We start from the raw sequence: 13,102 nt of genomic DNA on the forward strand, positions 1-13,102 counted from the left end.
CGGTTCCGTCGGTCTTGCCACCGAAGCTCTTCACGTCGACCGTGCGGGTCTGCTGCTTCTCAGTGTTGACAGTCATTAGCTCGCACCACCCTTCATGGCGTCACGGACGATGACAACCGCGCCCTTGCGACCCGGGATCGCTCCCTTGATCAGCAGCAGGCCCGATTCAGCGTCCACCTTGTGGACCTTCAGGTTCTGGGTGGTGACCTTGTCGTTACCCATCCGTCCGGCCATCCGCATGCCCTTGAACACGCGACCGGGGGTGGCGCAGCCACCGATGGATCCGGGCGAGCGGTGCACGCGGTGCACGCCGTGGCTCGCGCCCAGGCCCTTGAAGCCGTGACGCTTCATGACACCGGCGAAGCCCTTGCCCTTGGAGGTACCGGTCACGTCGACAACAGCCCCGTCGGCGAAGATCTCCGCCGTCAGTTCCTGTCCGACCGTGTAGTCCGCGACGTCGTGGACGCGGATCTCGGCCACATGCCGGCGCGGGGTGACCCCGGCCTTGGCGAACTGACCGGCAACCGGCTTGGTGACCTTGCGCGGGTCGATTGCGCCGTAGGCGAGCTGAACGGCGGTGTAGCCGTCGGTCTCCTGGGTGCGGATCTGCGTGACCACATTCGGTCCCGCCTTGACGACGGTCACCGGGATCACCCGGTTGTCCTCGTCGAATACCTGGGTCATCCCGAGCTTGGTGCCCAGGATTCCCTTCACATTTGTCTGAGTCATCTGTTGATTCCCGCCACTCACTGGATGTTGACGTCGACGCTGGCCGGCAGATCGATACGCATCAGGGCGTCAACGGTCTTCGGCGTGGGATCGAGGATGTCGATCAGTCGCTTGTGTGTACGCATCTCGAAGTGCTCGCGCGAATCCTTGTACTTATGCGGCGAGCGGATGACGCAATACACGTTCTTTTCGGTGGGCAATGGCACCGGGCCGACCACACGCGCACCCGTACGGGTCACGGTCTCCACGATCTTGCGCGCCGACGCGTCGATCGCCTCGTGGTCATAGGCCTTGAGCCGGATGCGGATCTTTTGTCCCGCCACGCTGTGTCCTCTTCCGTCAATTTCGGCTTCACAGATGAACACCTCGCGGACACGACTGTGTCGCATCCTCGTGACCAATACCTCTCGGCGGTGATCGACGCTGTTCATCTGTCATTGTTCAAAACTCGCTTGCGCGAGCCGTCGTCCTGCGCCCGGTTACCCGGGCCTCCGGTCCACGCACTCGGGCGTGTCGCGATGCTTACACACAGTAATGCGCATGCGCTTATCGCTTGTCCGGGTGCATCCAATCTGAACGCGGTCTATCTTTTGCTTGTTGTGCACCACAACGGAAGCTCGAACCAGTTCGTGACCGCTTAGTTCGTCCGGTGATGCTCTTCGATCAACAGGCGCTCTGTCGCTGGTTGGACGCACGTGGCTTCCGGCCTAGACATACAGGGCTGCACTGCCGATCAAGGCAACCCGACAAGTATGCAATAGATCGGGCTCAGGACCAAATTTGCCCGGGCGGGCGCCTGGGAATGTCGCCTGGCATCACCGCAACCGATCTTACCGATGAGTAAGATGACATCCATGCCGGCCTCCGATGCCCCGATCAGCACCTCCCCGACCTACCGCCTGCGTCGGAAATTGCCCGCCGGCCGCCTCGGCGCCGCGATCTTCTCGGTGGGGATCTGCATCAGGGTTCCGTATTTCGCGACGATCCTGCCCTATGTGAAGGTCATGGAGCCCGGACGATGCGAGGTCACCGCACCGAAGTGGTACGGCATCCGCAACCATCTCGGCACCTTCCACGCCATCGCCGCGTGCAACCTGGCCGAGACCGCGATGGGCATGCTCATGGAGGCGACCACCCCCTCCACCCACCGGTGGATCCCGAAATCGATGAACAGCCAGTACCTCAAGAAGGCCACGACGGGGTTGCACGCCGTCGCGACGCTGCGAGACCCGGTCGATTTCGCCACCATCACCGAGGGCCGCGACGTCATCGTCGACATCGCGATCACCGACAAGGCCGGTATCGAAGTGGTGCACTGCGACATCACCACGTGGGTCACGCCCCGCTGAGGGTCCCACGCGGACCGGGTCGAAAGTCCCGAATCCTCGCCCGGCCATGACGTAACCGCAGCTAGAAAAACCGCACGTCACGGGGTGTTTGAGCACACAACGGAGAAATGCGCATCAGCGGTGCGCAATTACTACCGTGAGTCGCATGCAACTGACTCGATTCACCGACCTCGGTCTGCGGGCGATGATGCTGCTCGCCTCGGCCGAACAGGACGGCCGTCGTGTCACCACCGGCGCGATCGCCGGCAGCGCCGCCGCGTCCGAACATCACATCGCCAAAGCCGTGTCCAGATTGGTGGACCTCGGCATGGTCAACTCCCAGCGCGGCCGGGGCGGCGGTCTCTCCCTGACCGACGCCGGCCGTCACGCGTCGGTCGGGCGGTTGATCCGCGAACTCGAAGGCGACAAGGAAGTGGTCGACTGCGCGGGGGACAACCCCTGCCCCCTCCTGCCGTCCTGCCGCTTGCGGCGTGCACTCGCCGACGCGAAGGAGGCGTTCTACTCCGCGCTCGACGAGCACGTGGTCAGCGACCTGGTCGGTGACAAGCAGATCCCACTTCACTCGCTCATCTCACTCCCCCTCGCTTTCCCGGACGAACAGCCTTCACCTATCGAGAGGACAGATTCATGACCACCGCTCCCCTTCCCGACCAGCTCACCGCGACCCCGACCGGCGACCTCGAACCGCATCACGCGGAGATGATCGCCGCGACGCTGCCGCTCGTCGGCGCCAACATCGACGCCATCACCACGGAGTTCTACCGGCGCCTGTTCGCGGACCACCCCGAGTTGCTCCGCAACCTCTTCAACCGCGGCAATCAGGCACAGGGGGCACAGCAGCGAGCACTCGCGGCATCGATCGCGACGTTCGCGACGCACCTCATCGACCCGGAGTTGGAGCATCCTGCCGTACTGGTCGGACGGATCGGCCACAAGCACGCATCGCTCGGTGTGACCGCGGACCAATATCCCATCGTTCACACCCACCTCTTCGCCGCCATCGTCGAGGTACTCGGCGCCGAGACCGTGACACCCGACGTCGCGGCCGCGTGGGACCGGGTCTACTGGCTGATGGCCGAGACCCTGATCGACCTGGAACGTCGCCTCTACGCGGACGCCGGGGTCGGGGCAGGTGACGTCTTCCGACGGGCCCGTGTGGTCGGCCGGACCGACGATCCGTCCGGGACCGTCGCGGTCACCGTGGTCGCCACGTCCGAATCGTTCCCGGATTTCGTTCCGGGACAGTATATTTCGGTCGGCGTGACGTTGCCCGACGGCGCCCGACAGATTCGGCAGTACAGCCTGATCAACACTCCGGGCCGGGGAGAACTGACGTTTGCCGTCCGCCCTGTCGCCGCCACCACCGATGGTCCGGCGGGCGAGGTGTCCACGCACATCGGTGAGCGGGTGTCCGTCGGAGATCTGCTCGACGTCAGCATCCCGTTCGGAGATCTCCCTGTCGGCAGTATCGGATCGCGGCCCCTGGTCCTGATCTCGGCCGGCATCGGCATCACCCCCATGATCGGCATCCTCGAGCACCTCGCGATCCACGCGCCCGGCTGCCCCGTCCAGGTCCTGCATGCCGATCGGTCTGTCCGATCCCATCCCCTCCGGGCCCGCCAGCAGGAGCTGATGGCGCAGCTCCCCGGCGGTTCACTCGATCTCTGGTACGAGGAGACCGGCGACGCCGCAGACACGGGCGTCCATGGCGGTCAGCTGCAGATGGCGGGTATCCCCCTCGACGACAGCGCCGATGTCTATCTCTGTGGCAACAACGGCTTCGTGCAGTCGGTCCGCAACCAGCTCCTCGATCGAGGTGTCGCACCCGAGCGACTGCACTCCGAACTGTTCTCTCCGGACGACTGGCTGCTGGCCTGACCTGCGCTCGACGCTCTGCCGATCGGAGCAGATGGGCCTAGTCTCGGAAGGTGGTCGATCAGGCACGCAGTATCGGGATAGAGGAGGAGTTCCACCTCGTCGATCTGCGTACACGCCGGCTGACCCCGCGGGCACCGGAGCTGTTGGAGGCCCTGCCTGATACCGGTGGGTATGTCGAGGAACTGCAGCGCTGCGTGATCGAGGTCAACAGTGGTGTCTTCACCACCTTGTCTTCGCTCCGCGGCGATCTGCGCGAGCACCGTGCGGTCCTGTCCCTGGAGGCCGGGAAGCTGGGGATCGGTGTGGTTGCCGCGGGCGCGATGCCGCTCGCGGTTCCGACCGAACTCCAGGTGACCGAGACACCCCGGTATCGCCGGATGCTCGCCGATTATCAGCTCCTGGCGCGCGAACAGTTGATCTGCGGGACCCAGGTGCACATCGACATCGCCGATCGCGATCAGGCGGTGCAAATCGCCTGGCGGCTGAGTCCGTACGTTCCCACGTTGCTCGCACTCTCGGCGAGTTCACCGTTTTGGTCCGACGGCGCCGATACCGGATACGCGAGCTCTCGAACCCTGGTCTGGCAGCGTTGGCCGACAACCGGTCCGTTCCCGCGGATGTTCTCGGCCGGCGAGTACGACCAGGAGATCGCGCGACTGATCAACACCGGCGTCATCACCGATCCGGGCATGGTCTATTTCGATGTGCGGCCGTCGGCGCGACAGCCCACCCTCGAACTGCGGGTGTGCGACAGCTGCCCCTCGGTGGACACGATCACCCTGATCGCCGGCCTCTACCGGGCGCTGGTCCAGCGTGAGGTCACCGCCATCGCCGCCGGTGAGGCCGGCATCGACATCTCGCCGACGCTGTACCGGGCCGCGATCTGGCAGGCCGCGCGTTCTGGGCTCGAGGCCGACCTGATCGACGTGGTCGCGTCCGAGCCGCGGCCGGCCGCCGATGTGGTTCGCGAACTCGCCGCGATGCTCGAACCGCAGCTGCAGGAGACCGGGGATTGGGCGAGTGTCACCGAACTGATCGACAGCGCGATCGCGGTCGGGAGTTCGTCCGCGCGCCAGCGCCGTGCGCTCCGGCGTCGCGGACACCTCTCCGATGTGGTCGACACCCTGATCACCGAGACGGCGGGCAAAGCACCGGCCCCACCGACGACCTCCGGTTCCGGCAACGGAATGCTCCACACCTACGTCCGGACCACCGATGTGCTCCGCCCGGAGGATTCTGACAACTACGACGAGATCTTCGACCCGGCCGGCAGCGTGCGGCCCGGATATCGACGCATCGTGGACAAACTCACCGAGCTGGGGCCGGTCGCCCTGCGCAATCGACAGCATCAGATGGAGAGTGAACAGAGTGCCGGTGGCATGACCTTCCGGGTCAGCGGCCAGAACCGGGCGCAGATCTTCTCGCTCGATGCGGTCCCGCGCATCATCGAGGCGGATACGTGGGACACCATCTCCCGTGGTTTGCGCCAGCGGGCCCTCGCCTTGAACGCTTTCCTCGTCGATGTGTACGCCGAGCAGCAGATCATCTCCGACGGCATCATCCCCGGCGAGATCCTCGACCGGGCCCCCGGGTACCGCAGCGCCGGGTCGGCACCGCAGTGGCAGCGGGTTCGCACCCACATCTGCGGCACCGACCTGGTGTCCACTGCCCCGGGTGTCTTCCATGTGCTCGAGGACAACCTGCGGGTGCCGTCGGGCATCGCGTTCGCCATGACGAATCGAGTGTTGATGCACCGCTTCCTCGGCGAACTGGTCGGTCCCGAGGAGATCTTGCCGGTCGACGAGATGCCGCAGATGATTGCCGAAACCCTCGCCGCCGCTTTGCCACCGCGAGCAGATCCGGACGGGATCATTGCGCTGCTGAGCGCCGGGTGGGAAGACTCCGCCTGGTTCGAGCACTCGATGATCGCCGAGCGCGCCGGCCTGACCCTCATCGACTCCGCCGATCTACGGCCCGACGGCGATCGGGTGGTCGCGCTGATCCGCGGGAAGGATGTGCCGGTCAACATGCTCTATGCGCGGATGGACGAAGACATGCTGCTGTCGTCGTCGGGCTCAGGCGGCGAACCGTTGCGACAGCCGATCCTGACCGCACTCCGGGCGGGAACCCTCGCCATCGCGAACGCGCTCGGAAACGGTATCGCCGACGACAAGGCCGTGTATTCGTTCGTCCCGGCGATGATCGAGTACTACCTCGGCGAGGCCCCCGCGATCGAGCAGATTCCCACGTGGCTGTGTGCCGAACGCGACCAGCGCGACTATGTACTGTCGCGCATGGACGAACTCGTGATCAAACCCATCGACGGACTCGGTGGGTCGGGTGTGATGATCGGCCCCGAGGCCACCGATCAGGAATTGGCCGACCGCCGGAAAGACCTGATCGGTCATCCCGAGCGGTTTGTCGCGCAAGAAGTCGTCCGGCTCTCGACGCACCCCACGTTCGACGGCCAGGGCCTGCATCCACACCATGTGGACCTCAGGGCGTTTGTGCACCTGCGCGCCGACGGCGAGGATCGGGTCACCGCACACATGGCGCCGGCCGCACTGACCCGGGTGGCACCGGCCGGGAGCATGATCGTGAACTCGTCGCGTGGTGGCGGCGGGAAGGACACCTGGATCCGAACCGGATCACCGACCAGAGGAGGATGACGGATGTGCGGGATCAGCGGCGAGATCACGTTCAACGGCGATCGGCCCGATCTGTCGGCCGTGGCGGCCATGACCGCATCGATGACGCCGCGCGGACCTGACGGTGAGGGTGTCTACCTACATCGCCATGTGGCGCTGGGGCATCGGCGACTGGAGATCATCGATCTGACCGCGCGCGGCGCCCAGCCGATGGTGGACGCGGCACTCGGATTGTCGTTGGTGTTCAACGGCTGCATCTACAACTACCGGGAACTGCGCGACGAACTGGCCGCCGCCGGCTACTCGTTCTTCTCCACCGCGGACAGCGAGGTGATACTCAAGGCCTTCCACCACTGGGGCCCCGATTGCGTTGAACACCTCATCGGCATGTTCGCGTTCGCGATCGTCGACACCGACACCGGCGAGGTGACGCTGGCGCGCGACCGACTCGGCATCAAACCGCTCTACGTGGCCGAAAGCCCTGCACGCCTGCGGTTCGCGTCGTCGATCCCGGCCCTGCTCGCCGCCGGCGGGATCGACACCTCGATCGACCGGACGGCGCTGCACCACTACCTGACCTTTCACTCCGTGGTCCCCGCGCCGCACACCATGTACGAAGGCATCAGGAAGCTGCCGCCGGCGACCGTGCGGACCATCTCCCCCGATGGCACCAGCACCGAAAAGCGGTATTGGGAGCCAGTTTTCGAACCACATCCGGATCGGGCCGATTGGGATGAGGCACGCTGGGGCCGCGAGCTCGTCGACTCGCTGCGGGTGGCCGTCCGGCGACGCATGGTGGCCGACGTGCCCGTCGGCGTACTCCTCTCCGGCGGCATCGACTCGTCTCTCGTGGTCGCGTTGCTCGCTGAACAGGGCCAGACCGACCTCGCCACCTTCAGCATCGGATTCGACTCGGCCGCAGGAGAATCCGGCGACGAGTACGAGTACTCCGACCTGATCGCGAGGACATTCGGGACCCGGCACCACAAGATCCACATCGATTCCGGGCGGTTGCTGCCGGCCATACCGGGAACCGTGGCGGCCATGAGCGAGCCGATGGTCAGTCACGATTGTGTGGCCTTCTATCTGCTCTCGCAGGAGGTCAGCAAGTCGATCAAGGTGGTGCAGTCGGGACAGGGTGCGGACGAGATCCTCGGCGGCTACGACTGGTATCCGCCTCTCGAGCACACCGCCAGGGACGACGTCACCGAGGCCTATGCGTCGGTGTTCTTCGATCGCTCGCACGATGAACTCAATGCGCTGCTGCGTCCGGGGTACCGACTCGACCACGATCCGAGCCGGCAATTCGTCCACGACCATCAGCACGCGCCCGGAGCGGATTCCGCCGTCGATGCCGCGTTGCGTCTGGACACCACCGTGATGCTCGTCGACGATCCGGTCAAACGTGTCGACACCATGACGATGGCCTGGGGGCTCGAAGCCCGCGTCCCGTTTCTCGACCACGAATTCGTCGAACTCGCGGCCACCTGTCCACCCGCACTCAAGCTTGCGCATGGTGGCAAAGGGGTGCTCAAGCAGGCCAGCCGCACCCTGTTGCCCGCCGAGGTCATCGACCGCACCAAGGGCTACTTCCCGGTCCCGGGGATCCGCCATCTCGACGGCGGTGTCCTCGACCTCGTGACCGACACCCTGCGTGCCAGATCGGCACAGGATCGGGGCCTCTACGACGACACCACCGTCAGGGCCCTGCTCGCCTCCCCGAACGAGACCCGCACCACGCTCGGATCGAACTCGCTGTGGCAGCTCGCGATGCTCGAGATGTGGTTGCAGGCAATGGAAACCGCTGGTGCGGCGCAGGGGGCACGATGACCTCGAGAGCTGTCACATCCGACGGGTCCGGGATTGCCGAGCGCAACAGTGGCCGGCACAGCTATGGTGCATCCGTCTCTCCCGGCGGTCATGCGTTTGCGTACATCGTCGACGACGGCACGGGCTATCCGCGGGCAGCGCAGCGAACCCTGCACCGCGACGGCGCCGGGCCGATGCGCGCCGTCGAACTGCCGTGCCCGGGACCGGTCCGCACCCTCATCCACTCCCCGGATGGTCACTGGCTGGCGTGCGAAGTCGCACCCGGCGGCGGCGAACACCATCAGGTCTGGATCGTGACCACCGATCCAGACGATCCGGCGGCGATCCGGGTCGGCGCCCCGGAAGATCTCGCTGCAGGAAATCACACCACGGGATACGCGACGGTCCAACTCATCGGCTGGGACGCGAATCGGGTGCTGCTGTCCGCCATCGAACCCGACGCGACGGCCCACGCGTTGATGGTCGATCCCCTCACCCGAGAGGTGACCGATCTCGATGCGCGCGTGGGCGGACACCTGGTCGACTCGTGGAAGGGCGCAGCCCTGCTGCGGGTCGGTCCGCGCGGCTATCGCGAGATGCTGCTCCTGCGCCGGGACAGCGTCATCCCGTTGCTCCCCAACGATCCGGGCGCCTCCACCGACCAGGGCGTGATCCTCGACCAGGGTTACGAACACGCGTCTCTTCTGTTTCCCGGCTTCGGACTCGCCGGGCGCGACCGCGATCTCGACAGCGTGCAGGCCCTGGTACGCAGCGACTTCGACGCGGTGTACCCGCGCCTGTTGGCGATCGACGTCGGACGTGATGGGATCCGGTTCACCGTGCTGGCCCAGCGCAGCGGCTACGGACTCGACGAGTTCGCGATCAGCAACGATCAGTCGACGGTCGCAATACTGTGGAACAACAAGGGCCGCAGTGAATTACAGGTCATGACCCTACCCGAGCGAACCCTGCACCCGCCGATCGAGTTGCCAGGGACCGTGGTCGGCGAACTGTCGATCAGCGCCTCGGGCTCATTGATCGCGATGACCGTGCAAGCTCCCGACATGGCCCCGACCGTAGGACTGATCAACTGGCGGGAAGGTCTCTGGACCCCTATCGATCACGGCCGGACCACTCCGACCGACGGGACCGGGCCCGAGTTGGTGGAGTTCTTCGCCCGTGACGGAATGCCGCTGTCCGGCTGGCTCTATCGACCGGAGTCACACGGCACCGTTCCACGTGTACCCGGCCGCGCGTTGATCTACTTCCACGGCGGTCCGGAGGCGCAGGCCCGGCCCGAGTACAGCTTCCTGTTCCCGGCCCTGCTCGAAGCGGGCATCACCGTGTTCGCGGCGAACGTGCGCGGGTCCGGTGGTTTCGGCCGGCTGTTCTCTCACGCCGACGACCGGTACGGGCGGTATGCCGGCATCAACGACGCCGCCGACTGTGCCACGTTCCTCATCCGGGAGGGCCATGCCGCCCCGAACCACATTGCTTGCGCAGGAAGGTCATACGGGGGCTATCTGACCCTCGCGTGCCTGACATTCCACGCCGACATGTTCGTGGCGGGCGTGTCCATCTGCGGTATGAGCGATCTGGAATCGTTCTTCTCGAACACGGAGCCGTGGATCGCGGTCGCCGCGTACACGAAATACGGGCATCCCGAAGCCGACAGCGAACTGTTGCGAGACCTGTCACCTATCCACCGCATCTCAGAGCTCCGCGCGCCACTGCTGGTCATCCACGGTCGGCACGACACGAATGTCCCGGTCAGCGAATCCGAGCAGATCGTCGAGCAGGCAAAGGCCCTCGGGGCCCGGGCCGACTTGATCCTGTTTCCGGACGAAGGACATGAGATCGTCAAACGCGACAACCAGCAGGCGCTGACCGCCGCCCTGCGTCAATGGATCGTCGACGCCTTCAGCACCGCGGCTGCGGCGCGGTGACGACCATGCACCACCGGATCCATACCCGCCCCGGAGAGGAACGCCGTGTCAGCACACCAACCACACCGACCACTGATCTCATATCTCAGCGGTGAGCTCTCGGGCAGCGCGCAGGCCGGTATCTTCGACGAACTGCGCCGGGTCATCCTCGACGGCAGTGCCCCACCGGGGTCGGCGATTCCGGTCGGCAGCGTTGCCGAGCTGTTCGGGGTGAGTGCGATCCCGGTCCGCGAGGCATTGAAAACCCTTGTCGGCGAGGGCTTGGTGGACCATCGCACCGGTGGTGGGTACTACGTTGCACAGCTGACGCTGACAGAACTCCGAGAGATCTACATCGTGCGCGGAGTACTCGAGGAAGCCGCCCTGACACGGGCCTGCGCCCTGGCGACCGGCGCCGACCTCGACCTCGCCCGGGTGCAGCACCGGGCACTGCAGGAGGCCACCATCGCCGGTGACCGCAGGGCCTATCACGTGCATTCGCGCCGGTTCCACCAGGCGCTGGTCAATCCCTGCGGAATGCACCGGCTACTCAACATGTTCGACTCGACCTGGGACATCACCGAGCCCTTTCAGGTGATGCAGCGAGCGACCGGTCCGACGCAGCTCCAGCTGCACGCCGACCATGAGAAGATGATCAACGCCATGGCCCGGCGCGATGCCGCTGAGCTCGTCGCTGTTGCGCAGGAACACCATCGGCGTCTGGAATCGGTCATCATCGACACCGCTGCCGATCTGAACGTCGCCCGCGAGGACTCCCCACCGGCCGGCTGACCTCCGCAGAATATATCCACTTCCCTGGGCCGGACCCGCGCAAATTGTCAAGCATGTAATCCGCGGGAAATATCGCACTCATAGGTTTTTCTCAGCCCCATCGCGAGCCCCGAACGCGGCTCGATTCCGACGCTGAAGGAATACCCATGACCGATGTTCAAACCCCCGATTCAGAGGTCCCGACAAATCAACACAACGCCGCCGGCGAGAGCGTCATCAAACTCAGCTACGACCAGCGCCTGACCAACGAGGACCTCGCTCCGCTGCGCAACCAGACCTGGACCTGGTACAACATTTTTGCCTTCTGGATGTCCGACGTGCACAGTGTCGGTGGATATGTGTTCGCGGGCAGCCTCTTTGCGCTCGGCATCGCCGCCTGGCAGGTTCTGGTCGCCCTCGTCATCGGCATCGTGATCGTGAACGTGCTGTGCAACCTGGTCGCAAAGCCGTCGCAGCAGGCCGGCGTCCCGTACCCGGTGACCACCCGCATCGCATTCGGGGTCCGCGGCGCCAATGTGCCCGCCATCATCCGCGGTCTCATCGCCGTCGCCTGGTATGGCATCCAAACATATTTGGCCTCGGTGGCTTTCGGCCTTCTGGCCCTCAAGTTCTGGCCGTCGCTGGAAAAGTACAGCGAGAGCGGCGACATGTCCTTCCTCGGACTCTCCCCGCTCGGCTGGGCCGGTTTCATGCTCATGTGGGTCCTGCAGGCGATTGTCTTCTGGAACGGCATGGAGACGATCCGCAAGTTCATCGATTTCTGCGGTCCCGCCGTCTATGTGGTGATGGTGATCCTGGCCGGCTACCTGATCTGGAAGGCCGGCTGGGACAACGTCAGCTTCGACCTCTCGGTGGGGGACTCGAAGACCGGCTGGGCATCGGTCACTGCACTCATCTCGGCGATAGCCCTTGTGGTGTCGTACTTCTCGGGTCCGATGCTCAACTTCGGCGACTTCTCGCGGTATGGAAAGTCCTTCAGTGAGGTCAAGAAGGGCAACTTCTGGGGCCTTCCGGTCAACTTCCTGTTCTTCTCCATCCTTGTGGTGTGCACGGTTTCTGCCGGTGCGACGGTGATCGGCACAGACGACGCCGGCAACATCATCACCGACCCGGTCCACATCGTGGACAAGATCGACAACACCACCGCAGCCGTGCTCGGAGTCCTCACGTTTGCCATCGCGACCATCGGCATCAACATCGTGGCCAACTTCGTCTCCCCCGCATTCGACTTCTCGAACGTGGCACCGACCAAGATCAGCTGGCGCACCGGTGGCATGATCGCCGCGGTCGGGTCGATCCTGATCACGCCGTGGAACCTCTACAACAATCCGGACGCGATCCACTACACGCTGGACACCCTCGGTGCTGTGATCGGTCCGCTGTTCGGCATCCTCATCGCCGATTACTACCTCATCAAGAAGCAGCGGATCGACGTCGATGACCTGTTCACGATGGATGAGAACTCGCAGTACTACTTCCGCGGCGGCGTCAACCCCGTGGCCGTCGTCGCCACCGTCATCGCGGCGCTGGTTCCGATCGGCGTGGTCATCTGGGGTACCTCGTATCAGGCGAGTTTCACCTGGTTCATCGGCGCCGCAATCGGATTCGTCCTCTACATGGCTGGTATGAAGTACCTGCCGAAGCACATGATCTACGGCATCCGGCAGCCCGCGAAGGCCTGACAAACCCGATAGTGTGGCCTTTTGGCGAGCAAAACCGCAGGTCGCGCCGGCCAAAAGGCCACATCATCGGAGTTCGGATTCAGGCAGCAGGGAGAAGTATGCGTATCACTGTGATCAACCCGAACACCACACATTCGATGACCGATCAGATCGCCGGGGCCGCACGATCGGTGGCCGGGCCGCAGACGGAGATCGTCGCGGTGACCTCGACGATGGGCCCGGCGTCGATCGAATCCCACTACGACGAGGCACTGGCGGTACCCGGCGTACTCGAGGCGGTCCTGGCATCC

At 64.9% G+C, this 13,102-nt stretch carries 11 protein-coding genes; 9 read left to right on the forward strand and 2 right to left on the reverse strand.

The features are described from left to right. Positions 1-75: 75 nt before the first annotated feature. Together rplC and rpsJ are read right to left on the reverse strand one after the other, a co-directional pair. The gene (gene rplC / locus VIQ49_RS24175; RefSeq protein WP_331889136.1) at positions 76-729 is read right to left on the reverse strand and encodes a 50S ribosomal protein L3; all 654 of its coding nucleotides are present in this window, start codon (positions 727-729) and stop codon (positions 76-78) included. A 17-nt stretch (positions 730-746) separates the two neighbouring features. Further along, the gene (gene rpsJ / locus VIQ49_RS24180) at positions 747-1,052 is read right to left on the reverse strand and encodes a 30S ribosomal protein S10 (RefSeq protein WP_003938093.1); all 306 of its coding nucleotides are present in this window, start codon (positions 1,050-1,052) and stop codon (positions 747-749) included. Positions 1,053-1,583: 531 nt separating this feature from the next. Between rpsJ and VIQ49_RS24185 the strand changes: the two genes are divergently transcribed. The 9 genes from VIQ49_RS24185 to VIQ49_RS24225 all read left to right on the forward strand — a co-directional run. Further along, a complete protein-coding gene (locus VIQ49_RS24185) occupies positions 1,584-2,078 on the forward strand; it encodes a hotdog fold domain-containing protein (protein WP_414731711.1) in 495 nt (164 codons plus the stop codon). Between the two features lie 145 nt (positions 2,079-2,223). Continuing rightward, on the forward strand, positions 2,224-2,709 hold the full coding sequence (locus VIQ49_RS24190) for an Rrf2 family transcriptional regulator (RefSeq protein ID WP_331889138.1): 486 nt from the start codon (positions 2,224-2,226) through the stop codon (positions 2,707-2,709). Next, positions 2,706-3,956, forward strand: coding sequence for a globin domain-containing protein (locus VIQ49_RS24195; protein WP_331889139.1), 1,251 nt, complete (start codon positions 2,706-2,708; stop codon positions 3,954-3,956). The genes VIQ49_RS24190 and VIQ49_RS24195 overlap by 4 nt, the downstream gene beginning before the upstream one ends. Positions 3,957-4,006: 50 nt before the next feature. Further along, on the forward strand, positions 4,007-6,625 hold the full coding sequence (locus VIQ49_RS24200) for a carboxylate--amine ligase/circularly permuted type 2 ATP-grasp protein (RefSeq protein WP_331889140.1): 2,619 nt from the start codon (positions 4,007-4,009) through the stop codon (positions 6,623-6,625). A gap of 3 nt (positions 6,626-6,628) precedes the next feature. Then, the gene (locus tag VIQ49_RS24205; protein ID WP_331889141.1) at positions 6,629-8,434 is read left to right on the forward strand and encodes an N-acetylglutaminylglutamine amidotransferase; all 1,806 of its coding nucleotides are present in this window, start codon (positions 6,629-6,631) and stop codon (positions 8,432-8,434) included. After that, positions 8,431-10,359: an alpha/beta hydrolase family protein gene (locus VIQ49_RS24210; RefSeq protein ID WP_331889142.1), complete on the forward strand. Its 1,929-nt coding sequence runs from the start codon at positions 8,431-8,433 to the stop codon at positions 10,357-10,359. The genes VIQ49_RS24205 and VIQ49_RS24210 overlap by 4 nt, the downstream gene beginning before the upstream one ends. Positions 10,360-10,404: 45 nt before the next feature. Next, positions 10,405-11,130, forward strand: coding sequence for a GntR family transcriptional regulator (locus tag VIQ49_RS24215; RefSeq protein WP_414731710.1), 726 nt, complete (start codon positions 10,405-10,407; stop codon positions 11,128-11,130). A 146-nt stretch (positions 11,131-11,276) separates the two neighbouring features. Continuing rightward, complete coding sequence (locus tag VIQ49_RS24220; RefSeq protein ID WP_331889143.1) at positions 11,277-12,812, forward strand: NCS1 family nucleobase:cation symporter-1; 1,536 nt, start codon at positions 11,277-11,279, stop codon at positions 12,810-12,812. 98 nt (positions 12,813-12,910) lie between these two features. Further along, on the forward strand, positions 12,911-13,102 hold a 192-nt coding region (locus VIQ49_RS24225; protein WP_331889144.1), incomplete at its 3' end, for an aspartate/glutamate racemase family protein.

The organism is Williamsia sp., assembly GCF_036566845.1.
GTDB lineage: Bacteria > Actinomycetota > Actinomycetes > Mycobacteriales > Mycobacteriaceae > Williamsia.